This window comes from Klenkia sp. AC732 (assembly GCF_979256525.1).
The window spans coordinates 62496-80280 of sequence record NZ_CEEDOS010000004.1; the positions used below are offsets into that span (position 1 = coordinate 62496).

At 75.2% G+C, this 17785-nt stretch carries 19 protein-coding genes; 6 read left to right on the forward strand and 13 right to left on the reverse strand.

Annotated features, from left to right (window positions below; all coding sequences use genetic code 11):
• Nucleotides 1-16 precede the first annotated feature (16 nt).
• Both AC0IVP_RS02920 and AC0IVP_RS02925 read right to left on the reverse strand, forming a co-directional pair.
• Nucleotides 17-487 carry an anthrone oxygenase family protein gene (locus tag AC0IVP_RS02920; RefSeq protein ID WP_471754412.1) on the reverse strand — a complete coding sequence of 157 codons (471 nt, stop codon included), beginning with the start codon at nucleotides 485-487 and terminating at the stop codon, nucleotides 17-19.
• The gene (locus AC0IVP_RS02925) at nucleotides 484-1338 is read right to left on the reverse strand and encodes an SDR family oxidoreductase (RefSeq protein WP_471754414.1); all 855 of its coding nucleotides are present in this window, start codon (nucleotides 1336-1338) and stop codon (nucleotides 484-486) included. Before AC0IVP_RS02925 ends, AC0IVP_RS02920 begins: the two co-directional genes overlap by 4 nt.
• A 90-nt stretch (nucleotides 1339-1428) precedes the next feature.
• On the opposite strand from AC0IVP_RS02925, the gene AC0IVP_RS02930 reads away from it, so the two are divergent.
• Entirely contained in the window at nucleotides 1429-2403 is a 975-nt protein-coding gene (locus AC0IVP_RS02930; protein WP_471754416.1) for an AraC family transcriptional regulator, read from the forward strand.
• Here the strand turns inward: AC0IVP_RS02930 and AC0IVP_RS02935 are convergent.
• The gene (locus AC0IVP_RS02935; protein WP_056291391.1) at nucleotides 2400-2927 is read right to left on the reverse strand and encodes a bacterial proteasome activator family protein; all 528 of its coding nucleotides are present in this window, start codon (nucleotides 2925-2927) and stop codon (nucleotides 2400-2402) included. The genes AC0IVP_RS02930 and AC0IVP_RS02935 overlap by 4 nt on opposite strands.
• 85 nt (nucleotides 2928-3012) lie before the next feature.
• Between AC0IVP_RS02935 and AC0IVP_RS02940 the strand changes: the two genes are divergently transcribed.
• A complete protein-coding gene (locus tag AC0IVP_RS02940) occupies nucleotides 3013-4230 on the forward strand; it encodes a cysteine desulfurase-like protein (RefSeq protein WP_056291393.1) in 1218 nt (405 codons plus the stop codon).
• On the opposite strand, the gene AC0IVP_RS02945 is transcribed toward AC0IVP_RS02940, so the two are convergent.
• Complete coding sequence (locus AC0IVP_RS02945; protein ID WP_471754418.1) at nucleotides 4227-5201, reverse strand: NAD(P)H-quinone oxidoreductase; 975 nt, start codon at nucleotides 5199-5201, stop codon at nucleotides 4227-4229. The two genes, AC0IVP_RS02940 and AC0IVP_RS02945, sit on opposite strands and share 4 nt — an antisense overlap.
• 61 nt (nucleotides 5202-5262) lie before the next feature.
• Between AC0IVP_RS02945 and AC0IVP_RS02950 the strand changes: the two genes are divergently transcribed.
• Nucleotides 5263-6483, forward strand: a complete 1221-nt coding sequence (locus AC0IVP_RS02950; protein WP_471754420.1) for an FAD-binding domain-containing protein — start codon at nucleotides 5263-5265, stop codon at nucleotides 6481-6483.
• 75 nt (nucleotides 6484-6558) lie between these two features.
• Here the strand turns inward: AC0IVP_RS02950 and AC0IVP_RS02955 are convergent, their stop codons facing one another.
• The 4 genes from AC0IVP_RS02955 to folP form a co-directional block, all read right to left on the reverse strand.
• Nucleotides 6559-6771, reverse strand: coding sequence for a DUF4177 domain-containing protein (locus AC0IVP_RS02955; protein ID WP_056291400.1), 213 nt, complete (start codon nucleotides 6769-6771; stop codon nucleotides 6559-6561).
• A gap of 97 nt (nucleotides 6772-6868) precedes the next feature.
• Nucleotides 6869-8473, reverse strand: coding sequence for an AMP-binding protein (locus AC0IVP_RS02960; protein ID WP_471754422.1), 1605 nt, complete (start codon nucleotides 8471-8473; stop codon nucleotides 6869-6871).
• Between the two features lie 87 nt (nucleotides 8474-8560).
• Entirely contained in the window at nucleotides 8561-8986 is a 426-nt protein-coding gene (locus AC0IVP_RS02965) for a PaaI family thioesterase (protein WP_056291405.1), read from the reverse strand.
• 10 nt (nucleotides 8987-8996) lie between these two features.
• On the reverse strand, nucleotides 8997-9857 hold the full coding sequence (gene folP / locus AC0IVP_RS02970) for a dihydropteroate synthase (protein WP_056291406.1): 861 nt from the start codon (nucleotides 9855-9857) through the stop codon (nucleotides 8997-8999).
• Between the two features lie 47 nt (nucleotides 9858-9904).
• Between folP and glsA the strand changes: the two genes are divergently transcribed.
• Nucleotides 9905-10837, forward strand: coding sequence for a glutaminase A (glsA, locus tag AC0IVP_RS02975; RefSeq protein WP_471754424.1), 933 nt, complete (start codon nucleotides 9905-9907; stop codon nucleotides 10835-10837).
• Here glsA and AC0IVP_RS02980 read toward each other — a convergent pair whose 3' ends face one another.
• The 3 genes from AC0IVP_RS02980 to AC0IVP_RS02990 all read right to left on the reverse strand — a co-directional run bounded on the left by AC0IVP_RS02980 (nucleotide 10838) and on the right by AC0IVP_RS02990 (nucleotide 13457).
• Entirely contained in the window at nucleotides 10838-11764 is a 927-nt protein-coding gene (locus AC0IVP_RS02980) for an acetamidase/formamidase family protein (RefSeq protein ID WP_471754426.1), read from the reverse strand.
• Entirely contained in the window at nucleotides 11761-12978 is a 1218-nt protein-coding gene (locus AC0IVP_RS02985) for a serine hydrolase domain-containing protein (RefSeq protein WP_471754428.1), read from the reverse strand. Before AC0IVP_RS02985 ends, AC0IVP_RS02980 begins: the two co-directional genes overlap by 4 nt.
• Before the next feature lie 191 nt (nucleotides 12979-13169).
• Nucleotides 13170-13457, reverse strand: a complete 288-nt coding sequence (locus AC0IVP_RS02990; protein ID WP_056291413.1) for an HU family DNA-binding protein — start codon at nucleotides 13455-13457, stop codon at nucleotides 13170-13172.
• Nucleotides 13458-13772: 315 nt separating this feature from the next.
• Between AC0IVP_RS02990 and AC0IVP_RS02995 the strand changes: the two genes are divergently transcribed.
• Nucleotides 13773-14705: an aldo/keto reductase gene (locus AC0IVP_RS02995; RefSeq protein ID WP_471754430.1), complete on the forward strand. Its 933-nt coding sequence runs from the start codon at nucleotides 13773-13775 to the stop codon at nucleotides 14703-14705.
• Here AC0IVP_RS02995 and AC0IVP_RS03000 read toward each other — a convergent pair.
• Nucleotides 14677-15630, reverse strand: coding sequence for a DMT family transporter (locus AC0IVP_RS03000; protein WP_471754432.1), 954 nt, complete (start codon nucleotides 15628-15630; stop codon nucleotides 14677-14679). The genes AC0IVP_RS02995 and AC0IVP_RS03000 overlap by 29 nt on opposite strands.
• Before the next feature lie 72 nt (nucleotides 15631-15702).
• On the opposite strand from AC0IVP_RS03000, the gene AC0IVP_RS03005 reads away from it, so the two are divergent.
• Nucleotides 15703-16626, forward strand: coding sequence for a LysR family transcriptional regulator (locus AC0IVP_RS03005; RefSeq protein ID WP_471754434.1), 924 nt, complete (start codon nucleotides 15703-15705; stop codon nucleotides 16624-16626).
• On the opposite strand, the gene AC0IVP_RS03010 is transcribed toward AC0IVP_RS03005, so the two are convergent.
• Nucleotides 16619-17695, reverse strand: coding sequence for an EAL domain-containing protein (locus AC0IVP_RS03010; protein ID WP_471754436.1), 1077 nt, complete (start codon nucleotides 17693-17695; stop codon nucleotides 16619-16621). The two genes, AC0IVP_RS03005 and AC0IVP_RS03010, sit on opposite strands and share 8 nt — an antisense overlap.
• Nucleotides 17696-17785: the final 90 nt, after the last annotated feature.

The following is a 17785-nucleotide window of genomic DNA, read 5'->3' on the forward strand; positions in this document are numbered from 1 at the left end:
TTCGGGCGCCCGGTCCTCACGCTCGCAGGGACGCGGCGTACAGGCCGGTGGCGGCCAAGGCTGCCACGGTCCGGACGGTGTTGCGGGTCGTCCAGCTGCCCGACCACGCCGCCCAGGCCTCCGCCGTCGTGCTGTCGGACGCGGTCGCGGCGAGAGCGTCGTTGAGGGGCACGTTGGCCGCGATCGTGACGCCGACGGTGCCGACCAGGTAGACGCCGGCACCCAGGAGGACCAGGGGGGTGGCGGGTCCACCTGAGCGGGCGGCGACGACGGCGGTGGCGAGGCACACCGCGGCGGTGCCGAACAGGGCCCCCAGCAGCGGGGGGCGCAGTGCCGCCTCGTTGACCGCCTGCATGGCCGCAGCGGCCTGCTGCGGGGCCAGCCGGTCCAGCGCCGGCATCACCAGGCCCGAGAAGGAGGCGAACACCCCGCCCACCAGCCCGGTGCCCACGGTGGCCGCGACGGTCAGCGCCGTGGCGGCGTTCATGCCGGCGCGGTCCAGCACCCGGTGGCCGCGGCCGCGGGCAGGTGGGCGGTGAAGTCCCGCGGCGGGCGACCGAGCGCTCGGACCACGCCATCGGCCAGGTGGGTGTTGCGTCCGTCCAGGACCTCGGTGAACAGGTGGTCCATCAGCCAGCTGACGTCGTTCCCGACGCCGGCCTCCTGCAGTCCGCGCAGGTGCTCCGTGCGGGTCAGTGTCTCCAACCGCAGCGGCCGGCCGGCAGCGGCGGCGACGTGCGCCAGCGCCTCGCCGAAGGCCAGCGCCCGCGGGCCGGTGACCTCGTACACCTCGCGGTCGTGGCCAGGGTCCAGCAGTGCGGCAGCGACCACGTCGGCGACGTCGTCCACGTCGACGAACGGCTCCCGGACGTCGTCCACCGGCAGGCGGACGACGCCGCTGCGGACCTGGTCCACCAGGAACGACTCGGCGAAGTCCTGGGCGAACCAGGCCGCCCGCACCACCGTCCAGGAGGCCCCGCCGTCCTCGGCGGCGGCCCGCACGAGCTGCTCCCCGCGCTGGGCGCCGGGCTCGCCGCGGCCCGAGAGCAGGACCAGGCGGGGGACGCCGTGCGCGGTGGCGCACCGGGCGAACTCCGCGACGGTGTCCGCGGCGCCGGGCACCGCGAGATCGGGGGAGAAGCAGAGGTATGCGGCGGTCGCTCCATCGACGAGGTGCGACCAGGTGGACCGGTCCTGCCACGAGAAGGTCGGGTCGCCGGCCCGGGAGGCGACCCGCGTCGTGGCACCGCGGGCGCGCAGCCGGGCGTCGACGCGACGGCCGGTGGTGCCGGTGCCACCGGTGAGCAGGACCAGGGGGTTCCGGGGTGGGTGCGTCATGGCGTCCACGCAACCGCAGGCGCGTGCGGGTCTCCATGGTCGATCAGCGCGTTCCCATGTCCCTGCGTCTAGGTTGTCCGGGTGGATGCCGTGTCCGGACTGCTGGACGGCCCGCGGGCGCGGGGCGCCTTCGTGCTGCGCTCGGTGCTGCGGCCCCCGTGGTCGCTGCGGATCGCCGACGGCGCCCCGTTGTCGGTGATCGTCGTCGTCTCCGGCGAGGCCCACGTGCAGACCGACGCCGGCGGGTCGGTGCACGCGGCCACGCCGGGCACGGTCGTGGTGGTCAGCAGTCCCGCCCCGTACGTGGTGTCCGACAGCCCCGGGCGGGCGCCGTCCGCGGTGATCGGGCCCGACCAGGTGTGCGCGCACCCCGACGGCGGACCGCTGACCGGGTTCAGCGAGCTGGGTGTGCGCACCTGGGGTCACGACCTGGAGGGCCCGCACGTCCTGCTGACCGGGACGTACCAGCTGCCGGCGGAGACCAGCCGGCGGCTGCTCGACGCGCTCCCGCCGCTGCTCAGCCAGCCCTTGGCCGGTGACGACCTGGCGTTGCTGCGGTGGCTGGAGCGCGAGGTCGGCCGTGACGGACCCGGGCAGGTGGCGGTGCTGGACCGGCTGCTGGACCTCGTGCTGGTCTCGGCGGTCCGCAGCTGGCTGGACCGTCCCGACACCCCGACCCCCCGCTGGTACGCCGCGCACGCCGACCCGGTGCTGCGCCCGGTGCTGGCCGTGATCGACGACCGACCCGGCGACCCCTGGACGGTGGCCTCGCTGGCCGCCGTCGCGGGGGTGTCCCGGGCTGCGCTGGCCCGCAGGTTCACCGAGACCGTCGGGGAGCCGCCGATGGCCTACCTGACCGGACGCCGGCTCGAGGTCGCAGCGGACCTGCTCCTCGAGCCGGGCGCCACCCTCACCGCCGTGGCCCGCCGGGTCGGCTACGGCACCCCGTTCGCGTTGTCCGCCGCCTTCACCCGGGTGCGCGGCCTCAGCCCCCAGGACCACCGGGGCGGCCGGCCGGGTCAGCGGCCGACCGAGGACGACGGGGCGACCCTGGGAGGGCCCTAGAGGTACTGGCCCCCACCGGGCTGCTGCGGCATCCCGGGCTGCTGCCCACCGGGCAGGGCCTTGCGGCGCATCTCCTCCAGCTGGGCACGGGCGGCCATCTGCTGGGCGAACAGCGCGGTCTGGATGCCGTGGAAGACGCCCTCCAGCCAGCCGACCAGCTGGGCCTGGGCGATGCGCAACTCGGCGTCGGACGGGGTCACGCCGTCGGTGAACGGCAGGGTGATCCGCTCCAGCTCCTCGCGCAGCTCGGGGGCCAGGCCCTTCTCCAGCTCGCGGATCGAGGAGGCGTGGATGTCGCGCAGCCGGTTGCGGCTCGCCTCGTCCAGGGGGGCCGCCCGGACCTCCTCGAGCAGCTGCTTGATCATGGTGCCGATCCGCATCACCTTCGCGGGCTGCTCGACCAGGTCGGCGACACCGCCCTCGCCGTCGGCGGGCATCGGCATCGCGCCGACGGGCTGCCCGTCGGGTCCGACGACGACGACCTGCTGCTGGCCCGGGGCCCCGTTCGGTGTGGGTGCGGTCATGCCCCCCATCCTGCCCTCTGCCGGCCGCGACCGAACGTGACGGACTGACCCCTCACCGGCGCAGCCGCCCGGTTAGGGTGCGCACATGTCATCGGGGGCCGCGGCGCTGGACGTCGCGCGTGTCCGCGGGCTGTTCCCCGGCCTCTCCGACGGCTTCGTGCACGCCGACGGCCCGGCGGGCGCCCTGGTGCCCGAGAGCGTGCTGCGGGCGGTCTCCCAGGCCATGCGGGTGCCCATCGCCAACCGCGGCGGGGTGTTCCCCTCCTCCGCCCGTGCCGAGCAGCTGGTCAGTGCCGCACGGTCGGCCCTGGCCGACCTGGTCGGCGGCGTCCCGAACGGCGTCGTGCTGGGCCCCAACACGACGTCGCTGACCTACACGATGGCCCGCACGCTGGCCAAGACCTGGCGCCCGGGCGACGAGGTCGTGGTCAGCCGGCTGGACCACGACGCCAACATCCGGCCCTGGGTGCAGCTGGCCGAGGAGGCCGGGCTGCTGGTCAAGTGGGCCGAGGTGGACATCGAGTCCGGCGAGCTGCCCGACTGGCAGTACGACGAGCTGCTCACCGAGCGCACCCGGCTGGTCGCCGTCACGCTGGCCAGCAACGCGATCGGCACCCGCCCCGACGTCCGGGCCATCGCCGACCGGGCGCACGCCGTCGGTGCGCTGGTCTACGTGGACGGCGTGCACGCCGCCCCGCACGGCCTCATCGACCTGGCCTCCACCGGCGCCGACTTCCTGGCGCTGTCGGCCTACAAGTGGTGCGGCCCGCACCTGGGCGCCGTCGTCGCCGACCCCGCCCTGCTGGAGACGCTGAGCCCGGACAAGCTGACCCCCAGCTCCGACCGGGTGCCCGACCGCTTCGAGACCGGCACCCCGGCCTTCGAGCTGTACGCCGGGGTCGCGGCCGCCGTCGAGCACCTCGCCTCGCTGTCGCCGGAGGCCACCGGCACCCGCCGACAGCGGCTGGCCACCTCGATGGCCGCGGTCGCCGAGTACGAGGGTGCGCTGTTCGACCGGCTGGACCGGGCGCTGCGCGGCATGGCGCACGTCCAGGTGCTGGGCAGCCCGCTCTACCGGACGCCGACGCTGTCCTTCACCGTCTCCCGCATGCGCCCGCGCCAGGTGGCCACCGAGCTCGCCCGGCGCAACATCTGCGCCTGGGACGGCGACTACTACGCCCGCGAGCTCTTCGACGCCCTGGGCGTCAACGAGCAGGGTGGTGCCGTCCGCCTCGGGCTGTTGCACTACAACACGGCCGAAGAGGTCGAGCACATGATCGAGAGCATCTCCGACCTGCGTTAGCCCTCGTTGACCAGCAGGACCTTGCCGATGTGCGAGCTGGCCTCCAGGACGGCGTGGCCCTCACCGGCGCGGGCCATCGGCAGCCGGCGGTCCACGATCGGGCGGACGGTGCCGCGCTCGACGTCGGGCCACACGTCGTGCCGGACGGCGGCGACGATCTCGGCCTTGGAGTGCGGGCCGGTCGCCGGCCGGCCACGCAGCGCGGTGGCGTGCACGGTGCCGCGCTTGCGCAGCAGCTTCCCCAGGTCCAGCTCGCCCTTCACCCCGCCCTGCATGCCGATGACGACGATCCGGCCGTCGGGGGCCAGCACGTCCACGTTGCGGGGCAGGTACTTCGCGCCCATGTTGTCCAGCACCACGTCGGCCTGCCCGACGACCTCCACGAAGTCCTGCTCGCGGTAGTCGACGAGCACCTCGGCGCCCAGCTCCCGGCAGAAGTCCAGCTTGGCCTTGCTTCCGGCCGTCGTCGCCACCCGGGCGCCGGCCCGGACGGCGAGCTGGATGGCCATGGTGCCGATGCCGGAGGACCCGCCGTGCACCAGGAAGGTCTCCCCGCGGCGCAGGCCGGCGAGCATGAAGACGTTGGACCAGACCGTGCAGACCACCTCGGGCAGCGCGGCGGCGGTGGCCAGCTCGACGCCGGCCGGCTTGGGCAGCACCTGCCCGGCCGGGACGGCGACCTTCTCGGCGTACCCGCCACCGGACAGCAGCGCGCACACCTCGTCGCCGACCGACCACTCCGTGACCCCGGCGCCGACCTCGGAGACGATCCCGCTGCACTCCAGTCCCAGGATCTCGCTGGCGCCCGGCGGGACCGGGTAGGCGCCCTGCCGCTGCAGCAGGTCCGCGCGGTTGACCGCGGCGGCGACGACGTCGATCACGACCTCGCCGGGCTGGCAGACCGGGTCGGGGGCCTCGCCCCAGACCAGGACCTCGGGACCGCCGGGGGACTCCATCGTGATCGCTCGCACGGGACCGACCGTAGGCCGCACCCGTCCGGCGCGCGCGGCCGGGAACCCGCAGGGTGGAGCGGTGAGCCAGCTCCCCGTCCCCGCCGTCGCCGACGTCCCCACCTGGGTGGGTGAGCACCTGGGGCACCTGCACCGGGACGACGCCGTCCGCCCCTCGGGCCGGTTCCGGGGCGGTCAGGCGGCCGCGGACGCCGCGCTGGCCACCCTGGACGTCGCCGGGTACGCCGGCCGGCGCAACGAGGTGCTGCCGGAGTCCCGCCGGGGCGCCTCGGCGATGAGCCCCTACATCCGGCACGGCCTGCTGCCGCTGCCCGAGGTGTGGGACGCCGTCGCCGACGCCCCCACCCGGGACCGCACCAAGTACCGCGACGAGCTGCTCTGGCAGGAGTACTCCCGGCACCTGTACGCCCGGCTGGGCACCCGCACCCGGACGGCGCTGCGGGCCGAGCCGGCCCGGGCCCGGGCGCGCTGGCAGGAGCCGTGGCCGCGCGAGATGGCCTGCCTGGACACCGTGCTGGGCGAGCTGGACGCCGACGGCTGGCTGGTCAACCAGACCCGGATGTGGGTGTCCTCCCAGTGGACGGTGCGCGCCGGCCACGACTGGGCGGCGGGGGAGGACGAGCTGTACGCCCGGCTGCTGGACGGGTCGCGGGCGGCCAACCGGGTGGGCTGGCAGTGGACGGTGGGTGCCGGCAACGGCAAGGCCTACGGCTTCTCCCGCTGGCAGGTGCGCAAGCGGGCACCGGGGTTGTGCGAGCGCTGCCCGCTGGCCGCCGACTGCCCGATCGAGCAGTGGCCCGACGACCAGCCCACCCGCTGGCTGGAGCGCGAGCCGCTGATGGCCGCCGACCCCGCGCCCGACGTCACGGGTGGCCCCGCGGAGGTGGAGACGACGGGGGAGCCCGACGCCGTCTGGCTGACCGCCGAGTCGCTGGGCGCGGCCGACCCCGCGCTGGCCGCGCACCCGGACCTGCCGGTGGTCTTCGTGTTCGACGAGCCGCTGCTGGCCCGGCTGCGGCTGGCCTCCAAGCGGCTGGTGTTCCTCACCGAGACCCTGGCCGAGCTGGCGGAGGACCGGGACGTGCAGCTGCACCTGGGGGAGCCGGCCGCCGAGCTGGCCGGCCGGTCGGTGGCGGTGACGCACGCGCCCGTGCCCGGGTTCCGCCGTCGGGCTGCCGACGTGGAGCCGGTCGAGGTGCACCCCTGGCCGTGGCTGCACCGCCCGCACGCCGGCCCGGTGAGCTCCTTCAGCGCCTGGCGCAAGGGCCTGCCTCGCCGCTGACCCTGCAGGACGGCAACGGCGACACCCCGTGCACCGGGGTGTCGCCGTCGCCGTTCTGCAGTCTCGACCGGGAGGTCAGCCGACGGGGCGCTCGAAGGTGACGAGCACGCCCTCGGTGCTGCCCGGCCCGATGCGGCCCTTGACGTCGGCCGTGGTGACCGACTTGACCTGCCAGCCGTCGGCGGCGTGCTCGTTGAGGACCTTCTCCAGCTTGTCGCCGGACATCTTGCCGCCGATCATGCCCTCGCGGAGCTCGGCGACCTTGTACTCGTAGCGCTGCTTGGCCATGGTGCTCCGTCCTCGTGGCCCCGGTGCCCGGGGCGCCCGTCGGACAGCATGCCGTCCGACGGCCGTCGCGACGCGCCTCTCGCGTGAGACACGCAGGTCAGCGGGCCCGCAGCTCCTTGCGCAGGATCTTCCCGGCCGCGGACTTGGGCACCGCGTCGATGAACTCCACGATCCGGATCTTCTTGTGCGGGGCGACCTTCTCGGCCATGTAGGCCTTGACCTCGTCCTCGCTGATCTCGGTCCCCGGTGCCCGGACCAGGAACGCCTTGGGCAGCTCCTCGCCGGACTCGGCGTCCTTCACCCCGATGACGGCGGCGTCGGCGATCTGCGGGTGGCCGATCAGCACGGCCTCCAGCTCGGCCGGGGCCACCTGGTAGCCCTTGTACTTGATCAGCTCCTTGACCCGGTCGACCACCGTGTAGCGGCCGGCGTCGTCGACGATCGCGACGTCGCCGGTGTGCAGCCAGCCCTCGGCGTCCAGCGTCTCGTCGGTCGCCTGCGGGTTGTTCAGGTAGCCGGCCATCACCTGTGGGCCGCGGACCCACAGCTCGCCGCGCTCGCCCTCGGCGGCGTCGGCACCGGTGGCCGGGTCGACGAGCCGGCACTCGGTGTTGGGCAGCGCGTAGCCGACGGTGCCCTTGGGGGTGGCGCCCGCGCCGGCGGGCTCCAGGCCGTGGTCGGGGGTGGTGTGGCTGACCGGGGACAGTTCGGTCATGCCGTAGCCCTGGGCGACGGTGACGCCGTCGTCCCCGGTGCCGGCCAGGGCCCGCAACCGGTCCTGGGCCGCGAAGGCCAGCGACTCGTCCAGCGGGGCCGCACCGGAGGTGACCGAGCGCAGCGAGGACAGGTCGAACTGCTCGACCAGCGGGTGCTTGGCCAGCGCCAGCAGGATCGGCGGCGCCACGAACGCGCGGGTCACCCGGTGGTCCTGGATGGCGCGCAGGAACTGCTCCAGGTCGAAGCGGGGCAGCGTGATGACGGTGCCGCCCCACTGCAGGCCCTGGTTCATCAGCACGGTGAGGCCGTAGATGTGGAAGAACGGCAGGACGGCGATGATCCGCTCGTCGCCGTCGTGCAGGTCGATCAGCGGCACCGTCTGGGCGACGTTGGCCACCAGGTTGCGGTGGGTCAGCATCACGCCCTTGGGCAGGCCGGTGGTGCCGCTGGAGTAGGGCAGCGTGACCAGGTCGGTGGCCGGGTCGATGTCCGGGGTGACCGAGGGCGCCTGGGTGCCGAGCAGGTCGCGCAGGCTGTCCGCGCCCTCGGCGCCGTCGAGCACCACCAGGTCGGTGACGCCGGCGGCCTCCATCGCGGGGCGGGCCCGGTCCAGGAACGGGGAGACGGTGACCAGCGTCCTGGCGCCGGCGTCCCTGAGCTGGAAGGCGATCTCGTCGGGCGTGTAGAGCGAGTTGATCGGGCTCATCACGCAGCCGGCGGCCGCGATGCCGTGGAAGACGACCGGGAACCAGATGGTGTTCGGGGAGAAGACGGCGACGACGTCGCCCTTGCCCAGCCCGCGGGCGTGCAGCGCGGCGGCGAAGCGGTCCACGTACGCGAGCAGCTGGCCGTGCGTGATGGTCTCGCCGGAGAGCCCGTCGACCAGGGCCGGGTGGTCACCCAGCTCGCGCGACCTCGCCAGGACGTAGGTCGGGACGGCGGCGTCGGGGATCTCGACGTCGGGGAAGCGGCTGGCGTACGCCACGGGGGGTCCTCCTCGAGGGCTGGGTGGTGACCCCAGTCTCACACCCGGCGTGGCCCCCGCCACAGCGGGGCTACCGGCCAGTAGGGGTCAGCGCGGCCAGAGCACGGACTGCGTGCAGCGGAACAGCGCCATCGTCTTCCCGGAGTCCGCGTTGCTCACCACGGCGTCCCAGACCTGGGTCGTGCGTCCGGCGTGCACGTTCGTGGCGACGCACTCCACCCGGCCCTCGCGCGCCGTCCCCAGGTGGTTGCTCTTGAGCTCGACGGTGGTGAAGCCGGTGGCGCCCTCGGGCAGCAGGGCGCGGGTGGCCAGGCCGCAGGAGGTGTCCGCCAGGCCCACGACGGTGGCCGCGTGCAGGTAGCCGTTGGGTGCCAGCAGCTCGCCCCGGACGTCGAGGTGGCTGGTCAGCCGGCCGGCCTCGTGGCTGTCGATGACGATCCCGAGCAGCCCCGGGAGGGTGCCCGGCAGCAGCGCGTTCAGCTCGTCGGCGGTGTGGAACCCGGTGGCGGCCATGAGCGTGACGTTAAGCGAGGCCGCGGGTGGTGCGCAGGGGTGGGCGGTCGCCCCGGATGCTCGCGACCGTGTCCAGCGTCTGCCGGGTGGGGGCGACGTCGTGGGCCCGGAAGACCCGCGCGCCGAGCCAGGCGCTGACGGCGGTCGCGGCCAGGGTGCCGGTGAGCCGCTCGTCCAGCGGGACGCCGAGGGTCTCGCCGATGAAGTCCTTGTTGCTCAGCGCCACCAGCACCGGCCAGCCGGTGTCCACCAGCTCGCCCAGCCGGCGGGTGGCCTCCAGCGAGTGCCGGGTGTTCTTGCCGAAGTCGTGCCCGGGGTCGATGAGCACCCGCTCGCGGTCGACGCCGGCCGCGACGGCGGCGTCGGCCAGCGCCGTCGTCCGGGCGACGATGTCGGCGACGACGTCGGGGTAGGCCACCCGGTGCGGGCGGGTGCGCGGGGGCAGCCCACCGGCGTGGGTGCAGACGATGCCGGCCCCGGCCTCGGCGGCGACCTCGGCCAGCCGCGGGTCGACCCCGCCCCAGGCGTCGTTGACGACGTCGGCGCCGGCGGCCAGCACCTCGCGGGCCACCTCGGCGCGCCAGGTGTCGATGGAGATGGGCAGCTCGGGGTGGGCGGCGCGGATCGCGGCGACCAGGTCGACGGTGCGGCGGATCTCCTCCGCCGGCGTCACCTCCGCACCGGGCGCGGCCTTCACGCCGCCGACGTCGACCATGTCCGCGCCCTCGGCGACCACCTGGTCGACCCGGTCCACGGCGGCGGCGAGCTCGAAGGTGGCGCCGCGGTCGTAGAAGGAGTCGGGGGTGCGGTTCACGATCGCCATCACCACCAGCCGCCCGTCGGGGACGTCGAGGGCACCGATGCGCAGCACGGGTCCACTCAACCAGCCCGGTCGCGCGGGCCGTGTCAGCCTGGGGTGTGCCGCCTCGCCCCGCCGACCTGCCCGACGACCTCACCGACGCGCTGGACCGGGTGGCTGCCGAGGCCCGCCCGCTGGCCGGGGACGACGAGGTGCACGAACCCGGGCAGGGCCCCGAGCGGTTCGGCCTGGCGCTGTGCGAGCTGGACGGCACCGAGCACGTCGCCGGGGACGCCGACGTCGGCTTCCCGGTGCAGAGCGTGGTCAAGGTCTTCTCCCTCACCGCCGCGCTGCAGCTGGTGGGCGAGGACGTGTTCGAGCGGGTCGGCCGCGAGCCGTCCGGGGACCCCTTCGACTCCCTGGAGCAGCTGGAGCGCGAGCACGGTGTGCCACGGAACCCGTTCATCAACGCCGGCGCGGTCGTCGTCTGCGACGTGCTGGTGGGTGCCACCGGCTCGGCCGAGGCGGCGACGGCCGCGGTGACGGACCTGCTGTCGGACCTGGTGGGCGAGCGGCTCGAGTCCGACCCCGAGGTGCTCGCGCAGGAGCGGGACGGCGCCGACCTGGCCACCGCGATGGGCTGGCTGATGAGCTCGTTCGGGAACTTCCACCACCCGGTCCCCGAGGTCGTCGACGCCTACGCCCAGCTCTGCTCGCTCACCGTGACCGCCCGCCAGCTGGCCCGGGCGGCCCGGTTCCTGGCCGCGGACGGGGTCGACCCGGCCACCGGCGAGCGGGTGCTCCCCGAGCCGCTGGCCCGCCGGGTCAACGCGGTCATGCTGACCTGCGGCACCTACGACGCGGCCGGGCAGTTCGCCTACGACGTGGGCTTCCCGTGCAAGAGCGGTGTCGCCGGTGCGGTGATGGGCGACGTGCCGAACCGGTTCGGGGTCTGCGCGTGGTCGCCGCCGCTGGACGCGGCGGGCAACTCCCGGGCCGGCCGGGCGGCCCTGCACCTGCTCAGCGAGCGGCTGGGCCTCTCGCTGCTCTAGTCACTGCTGCAGGAGCCGTCCCGGTGGCAGCAGTGCGTGCACCCCCACCACCTCGTTGACCACCTGGGTCACCCGCAGGTCCACGACCATCGAGGCCAGCGCCAGGGCCTCCGACCGGCCGATCCCGTGCAGGGCGCCCATCAGGTCCAGCACCGTGTCCAGGGCGTGCCCGGTGGCGGTGTCCAGGTCGTCGGCGACCCCCATCGCCACCCAGCCGGCCGGGGTCTGCGCGACGGGCGTCCGCAGCCGCAGGCCGTGCAGGTCCTCGAGCACGTCGAGGGTCAGGGTCGCCTCGACCGGGCACTCGATCGCGGTGCCGCTGACCTCGCCGTCGCCCTGCGCGGCGTGCCCGTCGCCCACGCTGAGCAGCGCGTCGGGGACGGTCACCGGCAGGTACAGGGTCGACCCCGCGACCAGCTCCCGGCAGTCCAGGTTCCCGCCGTGCCAGCGCGGCGGCACCGTCGAGTGCCGGCCGGGCTCGGCCGGCGGCAGGCCCACCACGCCCAGGAACGGCCGGACGGCGACCCGGTACCCGTGCTGCTCGGTGGCCACCCCGTCGGCGATGGTCCAGCGCAGCACCACCGGGTCCCCGAGGACGCCGAGCCGGCGGTTGAGCGCGGTGTCCCGCAGCCCGCAGTACGTCGTCCCGAACGCGCCGGGGACGACGTCGTCCACCCGGACGGCGATCACCTGGCCCGGCCGCGCACCGCGGACCGCGATCGGGCCGGTGAGCGCGTGCCCGGTGCCCGGCTCCCACGCCGGGTGCCGCCCGCGCGCGGCCAGGTCACCGCCGTCGAACGGGCCGGTCGACCAGCCGGAGTCCAGGCAGCCGACGGTGACCGTGGCACCCGGGTCCACGGTCGGTGCGGGCGGCAGCGACGCGTCGAACCAGCCGTGCAGCGTCTGCGCCGTGGGGTCCAGCCTCATACCAGGGCCTGGTTCACCAGCTGCCGCAGGTACGAGCGGATCGGCAGTGTGCTGGAGGGCAGCAGCTGGGTGTAGAAGCTGACGGTCAGGTCCTCGACGGGGTCGACGTAGAACGCCGTCGACGCCGCGCCGCCCCACGAGTAGTCGCCCACCGAGCTGACGACGCCGTAGCGGGCCGGGTCCAGCACCATCGAGAAGCCCAGCCCGAACCCGACGCCGCGCAGCGGGGTCTCGGCGAACAGCGGCCGGCCGTAGGTCTCCAGGTCGGCGTTGCCCGGGAGGTGGTTGCGCACCATGTGCGCCAGAGTCCGGGAGCCCAGCACCCGGGTGCCGTCGGGTGCAGCGCCCCCGGCGCGGAGCATCTCCACGAACCGCAGGTAGTCCCCGGCGGTGGAGACCAGCCCGCCGCCGCCGGACAGGAACGCGGGCTTCTGCCGGGCAGCCGGCTCGAAGGCGGCCAGCGGGACGACGCCGGGGCCGTAGAGCCGGGCCAGCAGGGCGGGGTCGTCGTCGGGGCGCAGGCCGAAGGAGGTCTCGGTCATGCCCAGCGGGCCGAACACCCGCTCGGCGAACACCTCGTCCAGCGGCTTGCCGGCGATCACCTCCACCAGGCGGCCCAGCACGTCGGTGGACACGCCGTAGTTCCACTCGCTGCCGGGCTGGAAGACCAGCGGCATCGCGGCGAACTGGCGGGTGACCTCGGCGGAGTCGGCGCCCGGGGGCGTGCCCCACTCGTGGCCGGCGGCGCGGTAGGCGGCGTCGACGGGGTGGGCGTGGTGGAAGCCGTAGGTCAGCCCGGAGGTGTGGGTGAGCAGGTGCCAGACCCGGATCGGCTCGATCTGCGGCACGGTCACCGGCTTCGCGGCCGAGCCGGCCACGTACACGCGGGTGTCGGCGAACTCCGGCAGCCAGCGGGTGATCGGGTCGGTGAGCTCGAAGGCACCCTCCTCGTACAGCGACATCGCCGCCACCGAGGTGATCGGCTTGGTCATCGAGAAGATCCGCCAGATGGTGTCCGGGGTGACCGGCAGGCCGGCCTCGACGTCCCGCACGCCGTGCGTGCCGACGTGGGCCAGCCGGCCGTGCCGCGAGACGGTGACGAGGAACCCGGGCAGCTGCCCGTCGTCCACCCAACGGGCCAGCCGGGCGTCCAGCCGGCGCAACCGGCCGGCGTCCAGGCCCACCTCGGCGGGATCGGTGACGTTCTCGAGCACTGTGCCTCCTGGTCGCGCGGCCCCGTTCGTCGGTGGACGGGGCGCTCGCCCGCATCCTGCCCCCGCCGTCCGACAGGCGCCCCGTGCGGCGTCGTCCCCCCATGCGAGAGGCCGCCCTCCCCCACGAGTTCTCGCGGGGGAGGACGGCCTCGGACCAGCTCAGCCGGTCGACGCGCGGTGCGCGTCCTCGGTCAGGAGACGGGGACGGCGGCAGCGGCCTTCTTCAGGTTCGAGCCGGCCGACAGCTTGGCGGTGTTCGACGCGGCGATCTCGATCGACTCACCGGTCTGCGGGTTGCGGCCGGTGCGGGCGGAGCGCTGACCGCGCTCGAGGGTCAGCAGGCCCGGCAGGGCGATCTTGTCGCCGCGGGTGAGGGCCTCGACGAACTCCTCGCCGAGGGCGGCGATGACGGAGTCGACGGTCGAGGCGGGGACGTCGGCGCGCTTGGCGATGGCGGAGACGAGTTCGGCCTTGTTCACGGGGGGTTCCTCTCGGTGGTCTGGTGGCCCACTCGGGTGGGCCTCCCCGGTCGTCCGGGCGGACGGTCGGGGCCTCCGCGGGGTGCGGGGACGAGCCGTTCCCGGCTCTTCCCGCCGCCTCGCGGGCGGTCTGGCCGACCACGTCGTCGACCAGGGACGTCAGGCACGGTGCCATGCCGACCTGCGGTTCCGCCAGCGACAGGCCCGTCTTTCCGGCGTTTCGAGCCCTCATCCGGGTCGCAGCGGGCCCGTCGAGCCCGCGCCCGCCCCACCGGCCGGCCTGCGTGAGGGACCGGTCCGGCCTAGCGTCGGGGCATGCCACAGCTCCCCGGGACCGACCTGACCGTCAGCGACCTCTGCTTCGGCGGCAACGTGTTCGGGTGGACCGCGGACGAGGCGACGAGCTTCGCCCTGCTGGACCGCTTCCACGACGCCGTGCCCTCGACCCAGTCCCCGTTCGTCGACTCCGCCGAGATGTACGGCAACGGCCTGTCCGAGCAGATCCTGGGCCGTTGGATGGCCGAGCGCGGCGCCCGGGACCGGGTGGTGGTGGCCACCAAGGCCAGCCCCGGGGAGAAGGAGCACCCGCTGTCGGCTGCCGAGGTGCAGGCCGCGTGCGAGCGCTCCCTGCGCAACCTGCAGGTCGACACCATCGACGTCTACTACGCGCACTACGACGACGAGACGACGCCGCTGGAGGAGACCCTGCGGGCCTTCGACGACCTGGTGCAGGCCGGCAAGGTGCGCCACGTCGCTGCCTCGAACTACTCGGCGGCCCGGCTCACCGAGGCGTTGGACCTGCAGCGCGACCTGGGCCTGACGCCGTACGTGGCGCTGCAGCCGCACTACAACCTGATGGAGCGCCCGGTCTACGAGGACGAGCTGCGCGACGTCGTCGCCGACCGCGGGCTGGGCACGCTGCCCTACTTCTCGCTGGCCAAGGGCTTCCTGACCGGCAAGTACCGGGCGGGGGAGACCATCGACAGCCCGCGCGCGAAGGGCGCCTCGGCCTACGTGGGGGAGAAGGGCGACCGGGTGCTGGCGGCGCTGGCGCAGGTCGCCGAGGCGCACGGCACGACCGGGTCGGCGGTGGCGCTGCGCTGGCTGGCCGACCAGCCCACGGTGGTCGCCCCGATCGCCAGCGGCCGGTCGGTGGAGCAGCTGGCCGACCTGCTCCCGATGCTGGGCCTGGTGCTCACCGACGACGAGCGCCAGGCCCTCACCGACGCCTCGGCCCAGCCGCGCTGACCCCGCCGGCGGGCCGGGACACCGGGCCCGCCGTTCCCGCGACGCCCGCGGTCCGGTGCTGGAGCTCCACCCGCTGACCCCAGCCGGTGCCGGCCAGCACCAGCGCGGCGCCCAGGCCGACGGCCCAGGTGAGGTGGTCCCCGGCCAGGCCGATCCCGACGGCCACCGCCCAGACCGGCTCGGTGCCCATCAGCAGGCTGGCCCGGGCGGCCGAGGTGGCCCGCACCGCCCACAGCTGCACCAGGAACGCGAACACGGTGCAGGCCAGCCCCAGCCAGGCGACCGCCCACCAGGTCCCGGCACCGGCACCCACGACGGCCCCGGTGAGGCCGGCCGGCAGCGCCAGGGCGGTGAACCCCAGTGCGCAGACCCAGGTCTGCACCAGGGTGAGCGTCAGGGTCCGGACCGGCCGGTCCCTGGTCAGCGACCCGCTGGCCGTGACGTGCACCGAGCGGACGAACGCGGCCAGGAGCATCACGGCGTCCCCCACGGTGGGGGCGCTGAGCCCCTCCCCGGAGACGAGCACGGCCACCCCGACGACGGCGACCACGACGGCGACGAAGAACCGCCGGGGCAGCCACCGCCGCCCGGCCAGGGACTCCAGCACCGGGGTGAGCACGACGGTGAGGCTGATGAGCAGACCGGCGTTGGTGGCCGTCGTCCGGGTGACGCCCCAGGTCTCCAGGACCAGGACGAGGGCCTGCGACCCACCCAGCACCACGCCCAGGCGCATCTCCCCGCGGCTGGGCCGCTCGGAGCGCAGCACGGCCGCGACGAGGGCCAGCACGACGCCGGCGACGAGGAAGCGGACCGCCAGCAGGGGGAGCACCCCCAGCTGCGCGGCGGCCTCCTGGGCGGCCCAGTAGCTGCTGCCCCACACCGCGGCGACCGCGAGCAGGCTGACGTCGGTCCGGGACGGGTGCACCGGACGAGCGTCGCCGTCGCCACCCTGAAGAACCAGGGTCACTTCGACCAAGCACGCTTTAGCATCGCCTTCATGGACGTGCGACAGCTCCAGCTGCTCCGGGAACTGGGGGAGCGGGGCAGCCTGTCCGCCGTCGCCGAGGCCGCCCACGTCAGCCCGTCGGCGGTGTCCCAGCAGCTCAAGGTGCTGCAGCGGGGTGCCGCCGTCCCGTTGACCGAGCGGCGTGGCCGGCGGCTGGTCCTGACCCCCGCGGGACGGGCGCTGGCCGCCGCGGCCGTCGACATCGCCGAGGCCCTGGCCCGGGCCGAGCACGCCGTCGCCGACCACCTGGCCGACGCCGCGGCGCCCGTCCGGGTGTGTGCCTTCCACAGCGCCGGACTGGCCTTCTTCGGGCCGCTGCTGCAGTGGTCCGGGCAGCCGGGCCACCCCCCGGTGCACTGCCGTGACGAGGACACCGCGCAGGACGCCTTCCCGGCGCTGGTCGCCGACCACGACCTGGTGCTGGCCCACCGGCTGCGCCACGGACCCCGGTGGCCCACGGGGCCCGGGCTCGTCGTCACCCGGTTGCTGACCGAGCCCATGGACATCGCCATGGCCCACGGACACCCGCTCGCCGGTCAGGCGCAGGTGACCCCCGCGGACGTCGCACGGCACCGCTGGCTGGCCGTGCACGAGGGGTACCCGCTCACCGGTGTCCTCGGCGCGGTCGGCGCCGCCGCCGGCCGCCCGCTGGACGTCGTCCACCGGGTCAACGACTTCGGGCTGGCCAGTGCCGTCGTGGCCACCGGAGACGTGCTGGCCCTGGTCCCCCGCCACCTGGCCCAGCAGGACCTGCACCCGGGGGTGGTCACCCGGCCGTTGCACGGCCTGACGGTGACCCGCGACGTCGACGTCCTCGCCCGTCCCGACCACCTCGCGCGGTCCGGTGTGCGGGCGGTCCTGGACCGGCTCCGGGCGGCCGGCGCCGCCCTGGTCGCCGGCCCGGCGGTCAGCTGAGCGGCACCGCCGTGGCTGCCTCGGCCAGGTCCTCGACGCGCGCCAGGCCGACGACGGTCCCCGCGGCATCGGTGCAGGGCACCGGGTCGAAGCGGTGCGCGGGGCGGCGGGCCAGTGCCCGGTGCAGGGCCTCGCGGACCTCGGTGTGCGCGGGCAGGGTGAGCGTGGCGGGGACGTCGAACCAGTCGCCGGTGCGGGCGTCGACCAGGGTCAGCCCGGCCGGTTCGCCGGTGGGCTCCAGCTGGACGACCGGCGGGGTGAGCTGGCGGTCGTCCCGTCCGGGCGTCCAGGTGCGCACCGGCCGCAGCAGGGCGGCGACGGTGGTGTCCCGGCGCTGCTCGACGGCCCGGCCGCGCAGCATCCGCAGCACCTCGGGTGCGGCCGGGCCGAACCCGGCGGACGGGCGGCCCAGCTGCCAGCCGCGGGCCAGCGGCACGCCCAACCGGCTGAGCCCGGACAGCTCCGCGGTGGTCTCCACGCCGTCGGCCAGCACGGTGGCGCCGGTCCGCTCGGCGTAGGCCAGCAGCCCGGCGACCACCGCCGTGCGGCGCGGGTCGCCGGCGACGCCGGCGGTCAGCCCCTGCGGCAGGACGACGACGTCGGCCGCGAGCTGGGGCACCCGCAGCAGCAGTGCCGCCGGGACGGCGATCCGGGCCCCTCGCGCGGCCAGTCGGGCACAGCGCTGCAGCAGGGTGGCCTCGTCGTCCACGGGGGAGTCGGTGAGCTCCACGACCACGTCGGTGAGCGGCACCTGCAGCGCCTCGTGCACCGCGGGCGCGCCCAGCAGCCACGGGTCCACGGCCACGTGCACCAGGCCGGAGTCGGGACGCCGGGCCAGCGCGGTCTGCAGCAGCAGCGCCTGCAGCGGGGCGGCGAGGCCGGCGTCCGCGGCGGCGGCGAACCAGACGTCGGGGGTGGCGGTGCCGGGGAAGCGCGCCTCGGCGCGCCAGCCGGCCACCGTGCCGGTGGTCAGCGCCACGACCGGCGCCCAGACGACGGTGAGGTCGTCGGGGTCGGCCAGCAGCGGGCGGCAGTCGGCTCGGCGGGTCGGCTCGAACAGGTCGGTCACCCCACGGTGATCGACGTCCCCGGGCACGGCCTTGACCGGGCCCCGGCCCGGCCTGACCCCTGCGAGGGGGTCGGCCGACGGCGGCGAGGG